The organism is Psychrobacter sp. ANT_H3, assembly GCF_027919975.1.
GTDB classification, from domain to species: domain Bacteria; phylum Pseudomonadota; class Gammaproteobacteria; order Pseudomonadales; family Moraxellaceae; genus Psychrobacter; species Psychrobacter maritimus.
Map to the genome: position 1 here is coordinate 461,930 of NZ_JAQISM010000001.1, position 22,320 is coordinate 484,249.

The following is a 22,320-nucleotide window of genomic DNA, read 5'->3' on the forward strand; positions in this document are numbered from 1 at the left end:
CCCTATGACAGAATTTACCGCCACCACTCACATGATGGACATTTCTACCCAGCCACACTCATGTGATGAGTACCTGAGTGAATCGCTTCACTCATTTGATACATATCAGGGTATGACTGACAGTGAGGTTGCGAATGACGACATGATTAAGCCTAAGAATAAGGCGGATGTGATACCAGCGGTTGATGTTGCATTGACGGGTCGGCATCTTATCGAAGCGTCAGCCGGTACTGGTAAAACGTGGACACTAACTGGCATTGTACTGCGTCTGTTGATTGAAGCACGGCGTGCGCCAGAGCAAATCATTGCGACTACCTTTACTCGCGCCGCGGCTGCTGAGATGCGTCAGCGCATTCATGATCGTTTGGTGGATTTTTATCAGCTGCTGCAATGGGTGAGTAGCCTGAGTGCTGACCCCGCTAATAAAGAGAATTTGTATCCGCATATACTACAGGTGACACCTGATAGTGATAGTGATAAAAAGGCGAGCAAGAACTCAAGCACGGATTCAAACGCTGAAACAGATGCTGATGAATTAAATCAAGACATTGTTTATAACAACGTTCATGACAAAAAAGCCGCTGCTGAAAAGTGTGCACAAGCAAAAAAAGATCGTGAGGATTGGTTGGTCGCGCAGGCTAAATATGCGCGCTTAGATGACATCATGCAAGACCCTATCAATCTGCATCTGGTCGGCTACTTGCTTGATCATGTTTACAGCTATCCTATGACAGAAGCCATTCGACGTACGGCGTTGGTATTAACCACCTTGGATAAGCTGTTTGTCGGTACCCTCGATAGCTTGGCGCAAAAATGGTTGAAGGAATACAGTAGCGAGACCGGTCATCAGCAAGGCATGGCTATTATTGAAGACAGCAGTATTGAGCAAGTGACGGACAGTATTGTTCATGATGAGCTGCGTCAGTTTCAAAGTAGGCTGTATCATGAGCAGCCTAAATTGTATGCATTGATGGATCAGCAAGGTAAGCTGACGGCGGTTGGCGATCATAAAAGTTATGTGACTCGGTCGCTGAATTTTATTTCCGCGCCGATTAATGAAGTTGTAAGCAGTAATTTTTCTTTTGAGGGTTATGAGCGGCTTATCCACAGTATCATTGAGCGCAGCGATGAGCTTGATGTTTTCTTTAAGCCTGACGGCGAATATTATGAAGTTCCCAAAGGACAGTTGCAGAATAACAGAGAGTCTTGGCCGAAAATCATTCAAGTGTTAGAAGAGTCTGGTCCAGCCGCTTATAAGTTCATATCAGACAAAAAAACTTATACTGGAAAGTTAATTGAAGCTTTTGAGAAAACTGATGATATAGGCAAACAGTTTTACAAGCCAAAAGATGGTGAAAGAGTTAATTTAATATTCAATGAGTTGCAGGTAGTTCGGGACTTTAAACGGTATATTGAAGAAAGTAAAAAGCTTGATGAATACATAGTTAGTGTCTTGGCTAATCTAAATCGTCATATCATACTTGCGGTACGTGACAGGCTGCCGGTTATCTTAGAGGAGCGCGGTGAAACCACCTTTAGCTTGCAGATGGTACGCTTAAACCAAGCATTAACGGGTCGGCAAGGAGAGAAGCTGGCGCGTTATATTCGTCATCACTATCCAGTGGCATTGATTGATGAGTCGCAGGACATCAATGGCGAGCAAGCCATTATGATTGAAAGCATCTATCTGCCGAAGCGTAAACCGTCGGCCAATGACAAGCTGGCTACTAGCAATAAAGCCAACCATGAGTTTTTGTTGTTGGTGGGTGATCCTAAGCAGGCCATTTATGGGTTTCGCGGTGGTGATGTCGCCAACTATAATTATATGAAAGCCCAGTTTGACAAAAGCAGCCTTTGGACGCTCGATATTAACCGCCGTTCAAACGCCAGTGTGATTAATGCTCTAAATTGCTGGTTTGGTATGCCTGCGCCTGTGACTAATGAGAATAGGCTCGCACAGTTAGGTACAGGGATTTATTACCAGCACATCAAAGCATATAAAGAAGAAAATCAGCTGTCTTGGTGTAATGAGCCAGACATACTAACCAGCGACCTAAATAGCGATTTAGTGAGTGACGTGCTCTCTGCTCAGCCAGTGAGTGTGTTGCACCTGCCTTATGATAAAGACAAGGAGCTTGAGTACGATGAGCATGAAATCACAGCGCGTCATATTGCAACCTTACTCAGCAGTGGTCAGACATTAAAAGGCAAACCGATTCAGCCTAGCGATATCGGCGTGCTGGCACGTGCCAAAAAAGATTTAAAACGGGTGGAAGACGAGCTAGTAAAGCTCAATGTGCCGACCTTGACCACCAGTGATGTCAGTATCTTTGAAACCGTCATGGCAGAGGATGTGGCAGCGCTGCTGAGTGCCATGCTATATCCGTATCGTCATGACATGATTAATCGGGTGCTGACCAGTCATTTGTATGGCCTGAGTATAAAAGATATCAAAGCCATGATGACCGACCATGAGTCAGGGGCTGTAGATTTAAATAGCGCTAATACAAAAGCCATTGATAATAAGAAAAGCTATCAAGACTTTATTAGCTATTTAAAAGAAGGCACACAGCGGTGGCAGCACTTTGGCATATTATCGGCCATGCATTACTTGTTAGATCAAAGCCCTGTACAGCCGCAAGGCGTTTGGCAAGCATTAGCCGCGCATCCAGAAGGCGCGCGTCATATTATGGATTTGCGTCATGTGATGGATATCTTGGCACAGTATGCTATCGGCATGGGTGAGTACGAGCTACTAGCCTGGTTTAGACAAAATATAGATACCGCGCCTAGCAGTGATTGGGCCAAGCAGTATCCGCTGCCTACAGAGTCTGGTGTGCAGCTGATGACTATTCATAAATCAAAAGGGTTAGAGTTTCCTATTGTTTATGTGCTGGGTATGGGCGATGCCAGTAGGAAGTCAGGTAATAAAGAAGAATATGGATTGTATCTCTATAACGCGCAACAAAACCTTAGCCAGCAAGATGATACTCAACAAGACGCTATTCAACAAAATCAGTCAGTGCTAGCTCAGCAATCGACAGGCAATCAGCGCCGATTCTCGCCTGTACAAGGCTCTGCGACCACAGAGGGCTACTATACCGATATGGAGACGCAAGAGGGCTTTGATGAGATGCGCCGGCTTGGTTATGTTGCATTTACTCGCGCCAGTGAGCAGCTTTATGTGGTGCTGCGAGATCCCCATAACAAAACAGGTTTTGAATTAAAGCCGGTGTTCTATTGGTTTGACTCACCAGAACCAAAATTTGAATTGCCTGATAGACTCAAAGGTACCATAGGCATGATTAGAGGGCATAAGGTCAATGAGTTCTATAACGGTAATTGTGCTACCGCTAAAGCAGGCGCATTAGCGGATAATAGAACGCCAGATTTTATGAAGCCCAAAACCGAACCTATTAAGTATGATGATTTTTCAGAAGTTATGAAAATTAATTACTTTTATGGTTGGGCTAAGACCAGTTTTACCGCTTTAGCCCGTCAACTAGACGAATCAACGCAGACAATGGCTATCATGGATGAGCGTATTGATGATGCGATAGATATTGATATGACCGAAACTTCGGTTTCAGTTGTGCCATCACTGAATAATAATGAGTTTGTTGAGCAAGTCGATGAGTTAAGTCTCAAGCTAGAGGATGATATTCGTTTTACTTTTGTGAAAGGTGCCAATGCTGGTACATTTCTGCATGAGATATTTGAAAAAATTGATTTTAACAATAAATCCCAGTGGTCTCAGGTTATCGATAGAGCCATCAGTAGCTATCAGCTGCCACTGGTGTATAGTAGTGCCGAAACCCAAAGTCGTCGATTACAAGCGAAGAAGCAAGAGCAAAGTGATGAGGGTTCATTTAATCCTGACTCGATCGATGCTACCAAGCATGAGGCTTTAATTGGCTGGATTGAAGAGGTGCTACATACGCCGCTATTAGCATCCAATCAACCGTTACGCTCTATTGATGCAAGTCAGAGGTTCGCTGAATTAGAGTTCAATATGGGGCTGTCAGAGCGTTTTAAAGCACAAGATATTAATAGACTCTTTCAACAGTACCTGCCTAATGAAACCGATAAACACGTCAATCTTGTTCCGCAAAACAAAGCGCATTTGTATCGTTATTTGCGTGGTGAAATCGATTTGGTGTATGAGCATGCTGGCAAGTATTACGTCGTCGATTATAAGAGTAATTTTTTAGGAAATAGCCTAAGCAATTATGACGAAACAACTCTCAGGCAAGCAATGTCCAAAGCAGGATATTGGTTGCAAGCAGCGATTTATCAGGTGGCGTTGCATCGATTCTTATCGATGCGGATTAATGACTATGCAGGCAATGAAGATAAGTATTTGGGCGCGGTGGAGTATGTCTTTTTACGGGGCGTATATGATCCAGCTGCCTCGTTAGCTATTAAGGCAGCAGAAGAGGCTAATACGCTTGACGGTAGCAACTTAATGCACAGTAATTCAATAAAGCATAAATCAATAAGCAGTGCCCGCTATGGATTGGTGACTTGGGACATTCCTATTGATTTTATTAAAGCCTTAGATACGTTGTTTGGCATGCCCAGTTAGCAGGCTATACAAAATGCATGCAATCACGAATTTGATGCAACAAATTACTATAGCGATTAATCCTATAAATATAGAGAAACACATACCATGAGTAATAATCTATGAATAATAATAAGAGCAGGGCGGATATAAGTTCACAAGAAAGCTGGGCCAGCAACATCAGTGATTATATTTTGCTGCGCCGTCAGCAAACGCATTTCGCGTATAGCGTGACCGATGCCAAGCATAATACTGATAGTGTAAAAATAGATAAAACACCAGATAGTGGCTTATTTACGGCTTTATTCACTATGTTGGCCACGCATTTAGAAGAGGGACATACTGTACTCACCATTGAGGAAACTGAGCATGAAGTACCGCTGAGCGGTCAAATCAATGGCGAGCTGGTGACACTATATGCTTGGCAACAGCAGCTGTTAGAGATGCTAGCAACGCCGATTATTGCCTTGATTGACACTCAAATAGAGGTTCAATCAGAGGTCGATATTACAGCTGAGCCATCAATATTTGTATTGCTAGAGACTTTATTTGCTAAACAAGACCAGTTATGGGCGCAGCTGGCACTGAGTAATCATGAAAAAGAGATGTTGGTTAAAAGGTTCGATGCCGTTGCCTTACTTTATAAGTTATTGAAAAATAGCAACTTAACGTCTTTTGCTAAGTTAATCGATGAGCACACTTTGTTTGCTGGTCTTAACGATAACGTGAGCAATAATGAGAATAAAAATAGCCTAAGCAGAAATAATCAACCTATCGTTTATCAGCTTATCAATAACAAAGAGGCTGATAAACAAAACGCAGCAATCACTTTTTGGTTACACCGAGCTTGGCAAGCTGAGTTTAACTTAGCCGCGCGCATCAAAACTATTTTAGAGCAGCAGGTAACACCGTTAGAGATAGCAATACCCGAAAACCTTCATGAACATCAGATAAAGGCAATTAATGTCGCTAATAACAACGCCTTTAGCATTATTACTGGTGGGCCAGGCACGGGGAAGACCTACACCGTTGCTCAACTAGTGATTGCACTGCAACAGGCAACAGAGAGTGGGGCAGATGCGTCTGGAAGCGTTAGATTTAGCACTGACAGTGCCAGCTTGGCATTAGCAGCACCAACTGGTAAAGCTGCACAGCGCATGCAAGAGTCTCTGCAGGCGGCGTTAGACGCAGCGGATGTTGAGCTACAGTTGCAAGAAGCAAAAACCATTCATCGCTTGTTAGGTATCGGTCGGACGGGCAGACCGCGTTACGATGCCAATAGTCCACTTGGCGAAGATATTATCATCGTCGATGAGGCATCGATGCTAGGGGTTGAGCTGGCGAACTATCTTGTGAGTGCGGTAAAGCCTGGCGCAAGGCTCATATTGTTAGGAGATGCGAACCAGTTAGCAGCGGTAGATGCAGGGGCGGTATTGGCTGACTTGTGCCGTATTCCACTATTACAACCCATTCATGCAGAGCTAACAGAGAGTCGTCGATTTACAGCAGACTCGGGTATCGGCAAGCTTGCTTATCAAATCAACAAGGCAGAGACAGATACTCATGCTATTTGGCAGTTGTTAAAGCATGATAAGGCACTGAGCTTTCAATATGTGAATAGCATCAACACCTTACAAACAGAATCTTCTCTAGATAATAAGATAGAAAATAGCCTAAGCAAAAATAAAGATATCTCAAACCTCAATCTAAACTACCATCCCTACATAAATAAAATTAGATCGTTGCTGATAAATCCGATAGAAAAATCCATGCCAGAATCAGTTAAAGATACCATTGCTTCATTAATGGAAACCTTTAATCAGTTCAGGGTGTTAACTGCCGGCCATAATGGCGAGTGGGGCGACCATTATATTAATAATTACCTTACTCAATGGCACCTCACTGAGCTTAAGCTACCACTGGGTCAAAACACATGGTTTCATGGTCGTCCCGTTATGGTTCTTCAAAACAACTATGAGCTAGGATTGTTTAATGGCGATATTGGTTTTTGTTTGCAAACTGGTAATGAGCGTAGTCGACTCGAAGTGTTTTTTGAAAATAAAAAGCAGGGGATTGCGGTCAATCTGCTTAATGAAGAGGTGATTGCCACCGCCTATGCGATGACCATTCACAAATCGCAAGGGTCTGAGTTTGATCATGTGGGCATTACTTTTGATAATAGTCATGCAAGATTGCTGAGCAAAGAGCTTATTTATACCGCTGTGACCCGTGCCAAAAAACAGGTAACCATATATAGTACGAAATCTGCTTTGGAAAAGGCCGTCCAGACACCCACTGAGCGTCATACGGGTTTGGCATTACAGTTTTAATTGCCCCTGACTACAATCAGAGCAATAAAAAAGCACCCAGTGGGTGCTTTTTTATTATGCGATACATTCAAAACATTCAACCAAAGACTGACTAGATTTTGTCTTCTTTAATAGCATAGATACCAGGCAAATGACGCAAGTAACCATGGAAATCCATACCACAGCCATAAACATAACGGTCTGCGACATTGATACCAACAAAATCAACGTCAAAGTCTGCAACCTTGCGATCGTGCTCTTTATTAAGCAACACGCAAGATTCGATAGATAAAGGATTCTCTTTACCCAATTCTTTAACGATGGCTTTTAGCGTAATACCTTCGTCAAAAATATCGTCAATTAATAAGACGTGTTCGCCCTTGATGCTCACATCAGGCTTAAATTTCCAATCAAGCTCATTCGTGCCTTCGTTATCACGATAGCGTGACGCATGGATATAATGCATGCGATGGTAGAACGTCAGATGCGTCAATAATTGACCGGCTGGGATAAGTCCACCGTTCATAACGACCATAACGATTGGGTTTAAACCGGCATAATGTAGGTTGAGCTGGGCGGCAAGGCGCTCATAAGCAGCGGCTACTTCAATACTGCTGATAAGGCACTCTGAGTTGCGCAGGGTTTTTTCGATTTCTTGATTACTGATTTGGGTCATGAGTTGCGCCTTCGATAAAAGTGCCGCCTATTTTAGCAAATTTTAGCAAATTTGCCCAACACTACAGTCTTAATAAAAATATAATATTCGTTATTCAGGCTTTTTTACAATAAAAGGACGATAATAATTGGCCAAACGGTTCAAAGAGCTGTCCGGCAAGTCAGGTAATAGCTTGTTTAATGCCATAGACATGCCTTTATCGATAGCTGCCTTTGCCATTGGCACAGATTTGCGTTTAATCATGCCCAATTTTAACGTGTCAGCATAGCGGCTGATAAAATGCGTTAAAGTCTCTTCGTTTACCGTTTCAAGTGCTTTTTTAAACAGCGCTCTATCAACGTGCTCAGGCGTAATCGCCGCAAAACCGTCATCAATAGTTTTAGCATCTGCATCTGATAATTTAAAACCGATGCGCTTGACGCCTTCGTTATCAATGAATGTCGCTTGATCCCTTAAAAAATGAAAACTTGGCATCACTTCTTCATTGTTCTCTTTACCCAACAAGATATTGAGTAGGGTATCCGTCGCACGCTCGATGGTGCCAACGATTTTACGCATAGAGGCTTGGCGCTCAGGGTTTGGAATAATATCTACCAATCCAACCAACAATTTATCAGTAAGGTCACGCGCCGTTTGGTGGGTCAGGGCGTCACGATAAGGGTAATAGTCTACTTTTTCGTTTGATTCAACGACTTGCTCTGCCTCAATAATTAATTCTTTCAATTTATCTGAAGGTACGAATCCAAAATAGTGTGTCATTCTAACTCCTTTATTTGTTGTTTTTAACGTCTTATCAACGTTACATCCCTCATCAAATCAGTTACTATTTAAAAAGAATACTAAGAAAGGATTCAGGCAATTGGTACTCATTAATGAAGTGCCTTAATCTTAAAATACCATGCTTTGTTGGTCAGTAATAATATGGGGAAGATGCTTCTATTTGCCTAATAACGGGTACTCTGAGTCGCTCACCGCCCACTAATCTAGCATATTTTTAAGATTTTACTTTAAAAAGCTTGAACTTATAAGGCTATCTAATACTTGTCTAGGGAGAGATAAGATGAATAGTGCTATTGTACTGTTGGTTGCGGTTGCCGCTATGCTTTGCGGTTATCTGTTTTATTCAAAATTTATCGCCACCAAAATTTTGGCATTGGACAACAGTCGTCCCACGCCAGCGCATACCATGAAAGATGGGGTAGATTATATCCCCACCAATAAATATGTACTATGGGGGCATCATTTCACCTCGGTCGCAGGGGCGGCACCGATTATTGGTCCTGCGATTGCGGTTATTTGGGGCTGGGTACCCGCCATCATTTGGGTAGTTTTAGGCACTATCTTTATGGCTGGTGTCCACGATATGTCGGCCATTTGGGCCAGTATGCGCAATCGAGGTCAATCGATAGGGTCTATTGCCGGTACTGTCATGGGTACACGTGTCCGTAGCTTAATGATGGTGGTTATCTTTTTATTATTATTAATGGTCAATGCGGTATTTGGCGTTGCTATTGCCAATATGATGATAAAAACCCCATCTTCTGTCTTGCCGGTTTGGGGCGCTTTAATCGTAGCGTTTATCATTGGTCAGTGTATTTATCGCTATAAGATGAATCTGGTTTGGGTCTCCATCATTGGGGTCACCGCTTTATACGGGCTTATTTATCTCGGTCCTATGTTCCCTATCGTATTACCTGAGACCTTTATGGGTCTACCGGATAATGCGATCTGGATTATTATTTTATTTGCTTATGCGGCAATTGCTTCTTTGTTGCCTGTTTGGATGCTACTGCAACCGCGCGATTACATCAATGGCTTACAGTTATTTGTCGGTTTGATTTTATTATACGCTGCCATCTTTATTGCTACGCCGAACATTGTCGCGCCAGCAATAAACACGGCATTGCCAATCGGCACACCATCTATGCTGCCCTTATTATTTGTGACCATTGCTTGTGGTGCAATCTCAGGCTTTCATGGTTTGGTGGCGACGGGTACGACGTCCAAGCAAATTGATAAAGAAGAAGATGTACGCTTCGTTGGTTATTTCGGTGCCATGGGCGAGGGCATGCTGGCACTTGGTGCGATACTTGCGGCAACCGCAGGCTTTGCAACCCTTGGCGACTGGCAAGCCGTTTATCAAAAATTTGGCGACGGCTCGATTGGTGCCTTTATTGATGGCGGTGCAACCATACTAAATGCCGGTGTTGGCATTGATATGGTGTTATCACAGACGATGCTGACGGTAATGGCAGCCTTGTTTGCCGGTACTACGATGGATACTGGCGTTCGATTACAACGTTATATCTTCCAAGAATTTGGTGAGATTTATAAGCTGCCGGTATTAAATAAAAGTGTGGTGGCAACATTTCTTGCCGTTGGTAGCTGTCTGTTACTAGCATTTGGTGCTGGTGGCATTGATGGCGCGGGCGGTATGATTATTTGGCCGCTATTTGGTACAACCAACCAGCTCATGGCTGCTTTAACCTTGATGATTGTGACTGTTATCTTGTTACGTAAAGGCAGACCTGTATGGTATACCTTAGCGCCATTATCGTTCTTGTTGGTTATGACCGTTTTTGCGTTATTGATTCAGCTAAAAACATTCTTTAATGACGGTAATTGGCTGCTTATCATTATGGATATTATTATCTTGATAGCCACGATTTTAGTGACATTTGAGAGTTTATCAGTACTGCGTAAAGAATGGACGTTACATAAAGGAAAAAGCAACCTTTAAAAGTGATTCCTAATTGATATTAAGATAGATATAAAAAACATAGGTATAAAAAAACGCTAGCAGCAATTGCTGGCGTTTTTTGTATGGTATAGGCATGATAGATAAGAAAGAATAAAGAGAGTATGAGAAAATCATGGAAGATAACAAGACACCAAATAACCTAGAAAACATGCCAGACCGTCTAAAAGACAACCAATCGTGGTGGCAACGGTTTGTGGCAGGACTGAATGAGTTTTATAATGCACCATATCGTCAAACGATGGCACGTGCAGCGCGTGATGAGGAAGATTTCTTTATGCTGCTTATGTTTGCTGAGAGCCTCGGTATTGATAACCCTGCCAGCTTTTATACACTAGAATTGCAGCCATTATTTTTAGAAAATTTCCACGAATGGCACACACGCATGGGTATGGATAGATGTCCGTTTGACCACGTTGGTTGCTGTTAATTGATTCAATATTGAGACACCAGTATGGCTTTACGTCCTCTGCACAAACTAATAGAACAACTGGCAACGCAGCCGATTATATTCGTCGGTGGTAAAGGCGGTGTGGGTAAAACCACCACTGCCGCGGCACTTGCCAGTTATTATGCTAGCCAGCAAAAAAAGACCTTAATTATCTCAACCGATCCTGCCCATAGCTTGGGTGATGTGCTTAATATACGGTTAAGCAACGAGAAAACAGCGGTAACGCCTTATCTTGATGCTATCGAGCTAAACCCTGACGTCATCGTCGATGCACATTTTGCCCAAGTTGAGCGTACCATCACTGCCTATGCCAATCTCGATATGATGCCCAAAATTCGTGAGCACCTACGCCTATCAAAATCTGCGCCTGGTGCACAAGAAGCCGCCATGCTCGAGTCCATGTGTCAGCATTTAGTCAGCGCAGCGGATGCTAATTATGAACATATCATATTTGATACCGCGCCGACAGGTCATACATTGCGCTTATTGGTCTTGCCTGAGATGATGGGCGCGTGGACAGATGGGCTCTTGGCACAGCAAAGGCGGCAAGCTAAATTGCGTTCGGTCGCGAACCATTTAGACAGTCACAATCAAAAGAGCAATCAAAAAGACATCGATAATGATGTGCCAAATCCATTTGCTGCAAACAAATCTGACCGCTGGGAGCAAGCAGTATCCGTACTAGAAAAACGCAAAGCGCTGTTTCGTCAGGCAGGAATATTGCTGCATGACCGTAGCCAAACCGCGATTGTATTGGTAATGACTGCCGATGTATTACCATTGGCAGAGACCAAACGCGCTATCGAACAGTTACAGGACAGTAAACTGCCGCCAGCAGCGATAGTGGTCAATCAACTGATAACACCAACACAAACTGATGAGTTTTGGCAACATCGTGCCGAGCGCCAGCAGCAGCTAATGCATGATATCGAAAAGAGTTTTACGAATTATCCACTGTATCCAATTTATCTACAGAAAACAGATATACGCGGTACTGGTGCATTAAGTACTTTACTAGAGGTATAGTTATATAAAAAAAGTTATATAACTATGCCCCATAAAGAAATGTTGTTACTCAACTGGTATTATTCAGCCCCACGTGACTGTAATTTGCTAGCCAGCGACCATGCCATATCTGCGCGTAGTAACTGAGCCTGTTCAGACTTACCGCTACTTAGCGACGACCACTGCGGTTTGCCACGGGCTTTTTTGAGCTCACTTGGCAATTTATGTGTCGGCCATGGTGTGACGGTGTTGCTTTCGTCATCTAACGACTGTTCAATACTGGATTTCTCACCTTTATACAGCAATTGCGTGGCATCAGTTGCTGCATGACCACGATGACGCAGGGCGGTGAGTAAATCTATCGCACGAGTGGCGAGCAAGGTTAGGGTAGCAGGGTCGATATACAAACGTTTTACCCCAGTGATTCTATCAGCGATGCTACTGGTATTAGACAATAGCCCACCTGCGATACCACCTATCGCGGCACCCAATCCCAACGTCGTGCCTAGTGCTGCCGCATCAATACCCAAGCCTAATAATGCGCCCGCTGCCGCGCCAGATGTGGTGCGAATACCATAGCTTTTGAGCAGTTCAGGGTCAAAAGGGTCTTGCTGATACGCTTGTAATTCAAGTGGTGTTGCTGCCACGGCATTATCATAAAACTTATATAAATTGAGTAGGTTGTGCTGCATCGCCCGTTCACTTTGTCTAACGGCCTCTTGCATTTGTTCCAATACTGGCATTGGGTCATCATCTTCATTAATCTCGCGCACAAATGATGCAACATTTAACAAAAAGTCGGCAATGATGATATTGGCCTCATCATAGAGTTGCGCCCAGTTCTCCGTACGGCGTACCATCAATTGCTCAAGCATCTCCGAGTGAGTAAGCATGGTGGCGAGATTTTGCCATAGGCGCATTTCATCTGCAAATTCAAACGCCACTGAGTCAAAACGGGTCGAGATATGCAGATTACGTCTGGCGAGCATCGTTTGCCAATCATCGATATTGGCATCCTGACTGTCCGTAAAGTTAAATACTGGCATGACAGGTATCGCGGCCCACGATAAAATAGCCAGCTCGTCTTTATACTTACCAAGTACAGGCTCACGCGCGTCGACGACATAAATGGCCATGTCACTTGCCAGCAACTGACGGATAACTTTGGCTTCTTGGCTATAGTCCTCATTGCTAATTAACGCATCCCCACCTTGGGCAATGTCTGCTGCCAAAAATTGCTGCAAACGTTCAATACCATCACGGCGGCTGGCCGTATTGTCTTCTAGCCAATCCATCAGCCCTGAGGCGTCCTCTAGACCCGGAGTATCATATAGTATGACCAAATCTTCACCGGTTTGGCTGTCTGTTAGTTTGGCTTGCTCCACATGACGCGTGGTTGCAGCCTCGTTCTTGACCTCACCAAAATAGACATCACGTAATAGTGTGCGCAGGATAGAGGTCTTACCCGTATTGGTATGACCAACGACTGCTAATTTAAGTGCTGCACCACTGGCTATCGTGGTTTTTTTACCAGAGCGCGCTGTCAGATTTTCAGATTCATCAGCAGAATAATCTATGGGGGTGGTATTAACATTGTCCTGAGTAGATGCTGTTGCCTCTGGGTTCATTAGGTTGCTGCTAGGGTCGTCTTTTAGTGCCTTGTCAGCAAATAAACCGACGGGTTGACCATTGGTCTTATTATTATCCATCTTATGATTCCATATCATTTGTATAAAAGCTATTGAGTAAAGCTAAGGACATAACGCTACTTAGTGTCCACTAAACCAATTTTTCGAGCAGAGAGCGCGGTTTGCCACTGTTGATAGCGAACATCTTGATTTCCCGCCACCTGCTCCGATGTTTGCTTTTTTAAATCTGCCGTACTTGAAACATCGTTATTTGAAATATCAGCATTAATATTAATACCATTGTCAGTCAAGCTGGTATCACCAAGCAGTTGTACGATGAGACCATCTGTCGCATGCTCTGCGATACGATCGAGTTTACGTAGGGTGCCACGGTCAGGCAGGGCTTTACTATGAATACCTAATAACACCTGCACTGGGTGCCTATCAAGATAGCTTGTCAAGCGGTCCATATCATCGCGATCATCAACGATACCGAAATCCTCTATCTCACTATTATCATTAATATTGGCATCCAGACCCTCAAGCCACCAGTTATCCTGCTCTGATGGGTATTCGAGTAAAGCCACCAGTTTCTTGCCAGTACTGACCGTCGCTTTTGGGGCGATAGGGGCGGGTGCTGCCTTAAAATCATCAGCATCAACCACATGACGCTGCCAAAAATTCAAAATCTTTTGATAATAAGGCTGCTTGATATCCAAACGCATCTTTTTACGACGGAACATCAACGCGCAAAACGCCCAAGCGATTGCTCTAGGTACAATACCGTACATCAGCAGACTACCAACCAATAACCCCGCCCATTGCCGCGCGACAGACAGCGGCATCGCATCGGTTACCAAGCGACTCTGAACGATAGCGGTACTGTCTGGCACACCAAACCCTACCATGCTTGGCAGCCAGCCGAGTATCTGAGTCAACGTGATAAGCGCCTGATCTGATAGAAGTGTCGACTCCCAGCTAAAACTGTACTGACGCACAATCAATAAAAACACAATCGCCAGCAGCATACCGGTTAATGTAGCGAGCCACAATTGATGGCTAAAGCGTCCCAAATACCAACGCATACCGCTGTGCTGTAATTGACGCTCGTACAAGTCAACGGCCGCCTTAGTCACATCATCCTTGCCACGGATGAGATAGCTAGGACTGACAAAATTGGCAAACCAATTCGAAGACTGCTTGCCTTGGTTGATTAACGTCATCATTAGCCAGCCTAAGAGCATAACGGTATGAAAGCCAAGCAGACAGACGAGCACATAAAAGAAATTAACCACATTGGTCTGAAGTAGGGTAAACAATCCCAAAAATCCTGAGATACACCACACCACGCTCATAACCACCATGATGCCCTTTATGCGACCGTCAATCTTACCGAGCACACGTGCCAGCGCGCCGTTACTATCGATACGCGAGGCGCGGCGATGCAGTTTTTGGATAGGTTTTCCATCCTCACCTTGCAGTTTTTCGGTAATCAGTAGCGGGTCAGTAGCAAAAACATGCTGCTGCGTCTCAAGCGTACGTACCAGCTCAGTCAATTGGTCTTGGGGTGATAGCATAGTGCGATGATATCCCTATAAAAGCGTTGGTTAAAAAGTATAAGTATGATTTTATTATGTCAATGCTTACTTAAAAATGTTGAGTATTCTACCCATTAGTGATTATTGTAGCTCATATAGCGCGGCGATAACTTCTATTATTCTTAGCGTTTTATCATAGTAAATGTAAAGTAAATGAGCCAAAATGAATGCAGGTTAGCAACAGCTAATAATACAGAGAGCAATAAGGAAAACCTTGTGAACCAGAAAAACTATTTAGTTATTGGCGGCACCGGTGGTATTGGTCAAGCGATTGTGAAAAAGCTACTACAACGGAGTGCTAATGAACAAAGTGATGGAAATACAAGGGTATACGCCACTTATCACAAAAGTCAGCCTGACTTTGCGGCAGATAATTTGTATTGGATATCGATGGATGTGAGCGATGAGGGTAGTATCGAACAAGCCATTGCTGATATTAAGCAACAAACTCCCCATATCGATTGGGTGATTAACTGTGTCGGCTTATTACATACAGCACACAATCAGCCAGAAAAAGCACTACGACAACTGGAGACGGGCTTCTTTTTGCAGAGTATGCAGATTAACGCTTTAGCAAGTTTGCTGATTGCCAAGCATATCAGACCATTACTGGCAAAATCTGAACGTGACGCCGACAAGCCTGCCATTTTTGCGACCATATCCGCCCGTGTTGGCAGTATTAGTGATAATCATCTGGGTGGTTGGTATAGCTACCGTATGAGTAAAGCGGCGCTAAATATGGGTATGAAGAATTTGAGCATTGAATGGAGTCGGTCGCTAAAGGATGTCTGCGTGGTCGTCATGCAGCCAGGTACGGTTGATACCCAGTTATCTTCACCTTTTCAAGGCAATGTGGCTGACGAAAAGCTGTTCTCGCCAGCCTATAGCGCCGAGCGTTTACTGGAAGTGCTTGATAGGATGAGCGCTGCCCAATCTGGCAGTTTTGTCGATTGGGCAGGTGAGTCCATACCTTGGTAAAAGATTGGTAAAAACACGATTCATAAAAACAAAAAAGCGCTGAATTATTTATGCGCTTTAAAATTAATTAGCGACAAATAAATCCATAAACTCATTGACCGGTGTTTGCTCTAAGCGTTGTTGGTCATCACATAGTGCAAAAATATCCGCACAGCGACTGTCAATAAAACGCGTTGCCAAACTTGCTCGGAACTTTGCTTCTAATACAGGGATGCCTTCTGCACGGCGGCGTTTATGGCCAATCGGGTATTCCACAGCGACTTTATCAGTACTACTGCCGTCTTTAAAGAATATTTGAATGGCATTGGCAATCGAGCGTTTGCTTGGGTCATGATAATCTTTTGAATAATCGGTATCCTCTACGACAACCATCTTACGACGCAACTCATCAATCAAAATATGATGCTGTTCATGATAGTCGTCTTCGTAGTTTTCTGCCATCAAGTCGCCCGTTAATAAAGGCACGGCGACCATATATTGCAGACAATGATCACGATCGGCAGGATTATCAAGCGTGCCTTCTTTAGAAATGATTCGAATGGCTGAATCATGGGTAGTTAGGACGATTTTTTCGATCTCATCAATCCTATCGTCGATACGCGGATGCAGAATGACTGCTGCTTCACAGGCAGTTTGTGCATGGAACTCAGCAGGGAAGCTTATCTTAAATAAGATATTTTCCATCACATAACTGCCAAACTCACGCTGAAAGGTAAAGCGGCGCTCGTTTTCAGGTTTGAGTGCCAAGTCTTTATTGGTATGGCTAAATAAGACATCATAAAAGCCCCATTGCGGCGCAGTTAATGCACCCGGGATACCCATCTCGCCGCGACGGGTAATATCGACCAAGCGTACCGCACGACTGGTGGCGTCACCTGCCGCCCAAGACTTACGGCTACCAGCATTTGGCGCATGGCGATAGGTACGTAATGCTTGACCATCGACAATCGCTTGCGAGATGGCTGCCATGATGCGCTCACGTGGCAAGTCATATAATTTAGCAACCACCGCTGTCGAGGCAAGTTTTACTAGGAAGACATGATCGAGCCCGACACGATTAAATGAATTGTCTAGAGCAAGCACGCCTTGAATCTCATGCGCCATAATCATCGCTTCTAAAACGTCGCGCATGGTGAGCGGTGCTTTATTTTGGCTGACATTCTGCTGACTGATATAGTCCGCCACTGCCAAAATCCCGCCTAAGTTGTCCGAAGGATGACCCCATTCGGCAGCGAGCCATGTATCGTTATAATCAAGCCAGCGCACCATACAGCCAATATCGAAGGCCGCTTTGATAGGGTCGAGTCGATGGGAAGTACCGGGAACACGCGCGCCATTAGGGGTAATCTGATCATCGCAATCGGGTCCTAGATGCTTGGTACATTCAGGAAAGCGCAATGCCAGTAGTCCGCAGCCTAGCGTATCCATCAGGCAGTAGCGGGCGGTATTCCAAGCATCAGCGCTATTAGGCGAGTCGTTATCGATAGAGTAATTAAGCACGTAATCGGCAATTTTTTGAATCTCATCGTCGTACTCTGGACGAATATTGCTCTCTACGGTGGCATTTTGAGTGTTAGACATAATCGTTACTCCTTCCTTGAGTCAAATATTTGAGCGATTAAACATTAAGCGATGCGCTTTAACGGTCTATTAGTTAGAGTTTCTATTAATAAACCATTTGTTAATCAACCATCCATCAAAAATAACATACTCAATATCGAACAACAGTGAAGTCGTGTAAGACTGTTTTATCGTTTAATAATTTTTGATGAATCTATTCAAGGTAAAGGTAAAAAGACGCGCGGCCATCAAATCATGAGATAAACCAAACCGACAATGAATAAAAGCGCCAGTATCAAGAGTAAAAAGCTGAGGATGCTACTTACCATTCCTGAGCTTTCTTTTTTTACTTTTACTTTTTTAATGACGGGCAAAGCCATGGTGACATGCTCAAGGCCGTCTTCAAGATAGCGCTCACCTTCAGCAATAAAGCCGAGTGACTCATAGAAGTGTAGCAAGTAAGTCTGGGCGGAGATGATGATGGTTTTTTTACCATACTTTTTACGGCAGTACTTGATAGCCTCAAGCATTATTTGACGGGCAACGCCATTGCCTCGGTGCTCTGCTAGCACCAAAACTCTGCCAATCGCAGGTATGGGACCTGAAGGGTTAACCGAGGATCTTTTGTGATTAAATTGCGGCGGGATAATGCGGCAATAGCCAATCAAGGCTTCATTTTGATGGGCGACCAGATGTAAGCAATCAAAATCTACCTCGTCCATATCTTGATACGGGCAGTTTTGCTCAACCACAAATACTTGTGAGCGGGCTTTTAAAATATGGTAAAGATCAACGGTGGTCAGCTCATCAAAGGTTTTTATAGAAAATTCACAGGTCATAGTCAAATAGCTTCTAACGATTTAAAGGGCGTTCATAGGGTAACAATATAAATTTTAAATATTCTAAATATAGCAATAATGCATCAAAGACTGAGCATTATAACGATTTCGCCCTGCATTAACTATTTAAGGTTTGACTGATTTTATCTAAATTCAAACTATCAGACATGGCATTGAATATCTCATAGTATTTACCGTGATTGGCATAAAGCTCGTCGTGCGTGCCAGTCTCCATCACACGGCCATTTTCAATCACCACCAAATCATCGGCATCGATAATTTGCGAGATATTGTGCGAGACGATAATTACGGTACGGTCTTTTTTAATTAAATCTAGGCTGTGCTTAATCTGCTGCGTGGCGATGGCATCAAGGCTGGCGGTTGGTTCATCCAAAAATACAATCGGTGGGTCTTTTAAAAACATACGTGCCAGCGCAATACGCTGCTGCTGACCACCAGAAAGCAGTTTGGCCTCACTTTCATAACCTTCAGGCATGCCAAGGATTTGCTCATGAATAGAGGCTTGTTTGGCGGCGTCAATAATTTCCTCATCAGTGGCATCCATCGCCCCATAACGAATGTTGTCGGCGATGGTCCCTGAGAAAATATGGTTTTTTTGTAGCACCAAGCCGATTTGTTCACGCAAGTTATGGGTGCTGTAGTCTTCTAGATTGCGACCATCAAGACAAATAGTGCCGCTACTGGGGTCATAGAATTTAACCAATAAATTAATAATGGTGCTTTTACCTGCGCCGCTTAATCCGACCAAAGCGGTAATGCGATTGGGATAAATATTAAAACTCACATCATGCAGCGCCTGTTTGCCATTCGGATAGGAGAAATTGACATCTTTTAGCTCAATATGACCCTTTAAATCGGTGCATTTGACTTTGCCTTCGTTCTCAATCGCTTGGTCATCGTCCAAGATATCAAAGAAGCCTTCAGCATAAGTGAGTGCATTATTGATTTGGTCATAGATACGGTGCAATTCGCGAATGGGGGCGGCGACGTTTTGAAACAGCAGTATATGAAACATAATCGCGCCAATGGTCATCTGCCCATTGAGCACAAAATACGAGGTCAAAACAATAATGACGACCACGCCGATTTGCTCGATAAAGGTTTTGCCAGCGTTATACATAAACGCGATACTGCGAATACGTAGCTGATTGGCGGTCATATCCTTTTGGATTTCCCAGTGCTTATCGGACTCAATCGGCTCACGAACAAACGACTTAATAACGGTGATAGAGTCAATAATCGAGATTACCAAGCCGCTTTTGGTCTCACGGTATTGGCGCATTTGTTTGCGGAATCCTTGCAAACGATTGGCTTGGCGCTGACTGACAAAAAAGTAAATCGGCACGATAACCAAACCGACCATACCGACCCAAAAATTGGCATTAAACATAATGATTAATGACACGATGGCACTGGCAAACAGCGGCAGCATGTCAATAAAGAAGTTTTGCACCAGTTGCGTGAGGCTGCTGACACCCAAATCAATACGGGTTTGCAGCTTACCACTGGCGTTCTCATCACTGGTATAAAACGCCATTTTGTAAGACAAAATACGGTCGACCACTTTTTGAGACAAATCACGCGATAGGTTAATACGGATACGCTCACCAAAGTAGCGCTGACCAAAGGTGATGATGACGTTTAGTATCTCTTTCACCAATAAAATCACACTAATCAGCGTGAGTAGTCTTATGCCTTCTACCCATGGGTCGGGCAAATCGACAATATTGGTTAAGGTGTCAATGGTATATTGCAAGACAAAGGCGTTAACCTGCGCGGTAAACGACCCTAATACCGTTAATATCAAGGTTAAAATGAAAAGCCCGCGATAGGGCCTTGCAAACTCTCCCAGCCTTTTTAGAATTGACCACAGCAAAGCCCCCCGTTCTGCTTTCTTAGTGGGAGGCTTATTATCTAAAGGAACACGGCGTGGAGAATTACTCATAATATTAAGGCGCTATTTAATGTCAGTTAAATCATTACCATTGATTGTAGTACATTTTATAAATAGACCGCTATTATAAAGGCTTTAATTGGTAGCCTAAAATCTGCTAACTAAAAACTATCATTTGGCACAAAAACTTCACCAACCATAATTCGGCGAGCAGAGCGGCTCATGGATACTTTTTTGGCTTGCCATCGACCAGCGACTTGTTCGGTTTTACCACCAACTAAAAGCGTTCCTGATGGATGCCCAAAGCGCACTTCACCTAATTCGCTACCACCAGCTGCTTCATTGACCAATGTACCTTGGGTGGTTGCTGCTGCGGCAATCGCCACCGCTGCTGTACCCATCATCGCATGATGAAGTTGACCCATGCTCATGGCACGTACCACTAAGTCAATGTCTGCTGCCTCAACTGCTTTTCCACTTGAGGCGCTATAACTTTGTGCAGGGGCAACCCAAGCAATTTTTGGGATATGCTGACTGGCTTGTGCTTCAGAGACGTCTTTAAATAAGCCCATTGCAACGCCGCCTTTAGCACGGATTTTCTCAAGCTTAGCTAAGGTTTCGCTATCACTATTGATATCACCTTGCAGTTCCGTACCGGTAAAGCCTAAATCTTCTGCTTTCATAAAGATGGTTGGGATACCGGCACTGATAAAAGTTGCTTTGACGCTATCGGTATTTAGACCACAGCCAGACACATCAAAATCATCGATTAGATTGTTGGTCGGGAACATATCACTAGAGGAATCAACCGGGTCGATAAATTCGATTTTGACTTCGGCAGCAGGGAAGGTGACACCATCTAATTCAAAGTCGCCGGTTTCTTGCACTTGTACTTTGCCTTGTGCGTCTAAGTAAACAGGCACATGAGCGATAATGGTTTTACTAATATTCTCTTGCCAAATACGCACTTCGCAAATGCCGTTGCTCGTATTATTACTGACACTAGCTTTCACTTTAGCCGCGTCAATCAAGCCCATATTAATCGCACAAGCGCCAACCGCAGCGGTTAAATTACCGCAATTTCCCGTCCAATCAATCATAGGCTTGGCGATATTGACCTGTCCAAACAAGTAGTTCACATCGTGGTCTGTCTTATCAGACTCAGATAAGATTACGGTCTTAGAAGTGCTAGAGCTGCCATTGCCCAAGCCGTCAATTTGCTTACCATAAGGATCAGGGCTACCGATGACCCGCAATAGAAAATTATCGCGCGCCTTGCCAGCAATTTGGCAGCGCTCTGGTAAGTCTGATAATTTAAAGAAAGTACCTTTTGAGGTACCGCCGCGCATATAGGTGGCAGGGACAGAGACTTGTGGGGCAAATTTTGGTGTGTTTTTTAAAGGTGTATGTTGTGAAGTTGATTGGGTCATTAGGGGAAATCCTTTAATTAATTATCTAATATTATTTTCAAAAGCATGGTTAAAAGTAATGATTAAGGTTTACCGAGTGAGTTTACGCCACCAGTAGAATTGACTGAGGCTATACTCAGACCAGTGAGCGTGCGCTTAATATCAATAGCATCATGCGTTTTACTGCTGATTGAGCCTAGCGTATTTATTTGAACATCGTTGATTTCATCATAGCTCACATGAGCCTTAGACCATGGGAAACCTGTCTTCACTGTTAGATTTTCGAGGTGACCTGATGTATTGGCTTGTAGGACAGTAAGTGCTGCCTGAGATTGTTTTATATAGCCACATATCTCATTTTTACCACCTTCTACTTCCCAAGCGCCGTTACCGGTATCGTGATTAATAGATACTTCGACATCATCGCTATAGTTATCACAAGCGGCTACCGGATCTTGCATAGCTAAGGCGTTATGCTCAGCCAAAAAATTTTCTACATTATTTGATGATAAAAGGTAGTAACTTTGACCAAGATAAAGGACAACACACGCAATAAACAATTTGAACCAGCTCATAACAACCTCTCTTAATAGGAAAATATAAATCGTTATTATGCCGAATTTCCTAATA

Annotated in this window: 15 protein-coding genes; 6 read left to right on the forward strand and 9 right to left on the reverse strand. The window is 43.7% G+C overall.

The window, feature by feature from the left end; translation table 11 throughout:
* Positions 1-4: 4 nt before the first annotated feature.
* Together PG901_RS01825 and recD are read left to right on the forward strand one after the other, a co-directional pair.
* Positions 5-4,585 (forward strand): UvrD-helicase domain-containing protein, encoded by a 4,581-nt coding sequence (locus PG901_RS01825; RefSeq protein WP_271133276.1) that lies wholly within the window; start codon positions 5-7, stop codon positions 4,583-4,585.
* Between the two features lie 101 nt (positions 4,586-4,686).
* Positions 4,687-6,894 carry an exodeoxyribonuclease V subunit alpha gene (gene recD / locus PG901_RS01830; RefSeq protein ID WP_271133277.1) on the forward strand — a complete coding sequence of 736 codons (2,208 nt, stop codon included), beginning with the start codon at positions 4,687-4,689 and terminating at the stop codon, positions 6,892-6,894.
* Between the two features lie 91 nt (positions 6,895-6,985).
* Here recD and PG901_RS01835 read toward each other — a convergent pair whose 3' ends face one another.
* The gene (locus PG901_RS01835) at positions 6,986-7,549 is read right to left on the reverse strand and encodes a hypoxanthine-guanine phosphoribosyltransferase (protein WP_201564134.1); all 564 of its coding nucleotides are present in this window, start codon (positions 7,547-7,549) and stop codon (positions 6,986-6,988) included.
* Between the two features lie 90 nt (positions 7,550-7,639).
* Positions 7,640-8,308: a hypothetical protein gene (locus PG901_RS01840; protein WP_271133278.1), complete on the reverse strand. Its 669-nt coding sequence runs from the start codon at positions 8,306-8,308 to the stop codon at positions 7,640-7,642.
* A gap of 301 nt (positions 8,309-8,609) precedes the next feature.
* Here PG901_RS01840 and PG901_RS01845 point away from each other — a divergent pair, with 301 nt between their 5' ends.
* The 3 genes from PG901_RS01845 to PG901_RS01855 all read left to right on the forward strand — a co-directional run bounded on the left by PG901_RS01845 (position 8,610) and on the right by PG901_RS01855 (position 11,784).
* Positions 8,610-10,289, forward strand: a complete 1,680-nt coding sequence (locus PG901_RS01845; protein WP_271133279.1) for a carbon starvation CstA family protein — start codon at positions 8,610-8,612, stop codon at positions 10,287-10,289.
* Between the two features lie 133 nt (positions 10,290-10,422).
* Entirely contained in the window at positions 10,423-10,737 is a 315-nt protein-coding gene (locus tag PG901_RS01850) for a cory-CC-star protein (RefSeq protein ID WP_227670885.1), read from the forward strand.
* A gap of 24 nt (positions 10,738-10,761) precedes the next feature.
* The gene (locus PG901_RS01855) at positions 10,762-11,784 is read left to right on the forward strand and encodes an ArsA family ATPase (RefSeq protein WP_271133280.1); all 1,023 of its coding nucleotides are present in this window, start codon (positions 10,762-10,764) and stop codon (positions 11,782-11,784) included.
* 59 nt (positions 11,785-11,843) lie between these two features.
* On the opposite strand, the gene PG901_RS01860 is transcribed toward PG901_RS01855, so the two are convergent.
* On the reverse strand, positions 11,844-13,472 hold the full coding sequence (locus PG901_RS01860; protein WP_271133281.1) for a DUF3482 domain-containing protein: 1,629 nt from the start codon (positions 13,470-13,472) through the stop codon (positions 11,844-11,846).
* 56 nt (positions 13,473-13,528) lie between these two features.
* Positions 13,529-14,968 carry a DUF2868 domain-containing protein gene (locus PG901_RS01865; RefSeq protein ID WP_271133282.1) on the reverse strand — a complete coding sequence of 480 codons (1,440 nt, stop codon included), beginning with the start codon at positions 14,966-14,968 and terminating at the stop codon, positions 13,529-13,531.
* 237 nt (positions 14,969-15,205) lie between these two features.
* Between PG901_RS01865 and PG901_RS01870 the strand changes: the two genes are divergently transcribed.
* Positions 15,206-15,967, forward strand: a complete 762-nt coding sequence (locus PG901_RS01870) for an SDR family oxidoreductase (RefSeq protein ID WP_271133283.1) — start codon at positions 15,206-15,208, stop codon at positions 15,965-15,967.
* 63 nt (positions 15,968-16,030) lie between these two features.
* Here the strand turns inward: PG901_RS01870 and PG901_RS01875 are convergent, their stop codons facing one another.
* The 5 genes from PG901_RS01875 to PG901_RS01895 all read right to left on the reverse strand — a co-directional run bounded on the left by PG901_RS01875 (position 16,031) and on the right by PG901_RS01895 (position 22,265).
* A complete protein-coding gene (locus tag PG901_RS01875; RefSeq protein WP_271133284.1) occupies positions 16,031-17,548 on the reverse strand; it encodes a bifunctional 2-methylcitrate dehydratase/aconitate hydratase in 1,518 nt (505 codons plus the stop codon).
* Positions 17,549-17,775: 227 nt separating this feature from the next.
* Positions 17,776-18,366, reverse strand: a complete 591-nt coding sequence (locus PG901_RS01880) for a GNAT family N-acetyltransferase (RefSeq protein ID WP_201625976.1) — start codon at positions 18,364-18,366, stop codon at positions 17,776-17,778.
* Between the two features lie 118 nt (positions 18,367-18,484).
* The gene (locus PG901_RS01885) at positions 18,485-20,332 is read right to left on the reverse strand and encodes an ABC transporter ATP-binding protein (RefSeq protein ID WP_271133285.1); all 1,848 of its coding nucleotides are present in this window, start codon (positions 20,330-20,332) and stop codon (positions 18,485-18,487) included.
* 110 nt (positions 20,333-20,442) lie between these two features.
* The gene (gene prpF / locus PG901_RS01890) at positions 20,443-21,711 is read right to left on the reverse strand and encodes a 2-methylaconitate cis-trans isomerase PrpF (protein WP_271133286.1); all 1,269 of its coding nucleotides are present in this window, start codon (positions 21,709-21,711) and stop codon (positions 20,443-20,445) included.
* 62 nt (positions 21,712-21,773) lie between these two features.
* The gene (locus PG901_RS01895; RefSeq protein ID WP_271133287.1) at positions 21,774-22,265 is read right to left on the reverse strand and encodes a hypothetical protein; all 492 of its coding nucleotides are present in this window, start codon (positions 22,263-22,265) and stop codon (positions 21,774-21,776) included.
* Positions 22,266-22,320 lie beyond the last annotated feature (55 nt).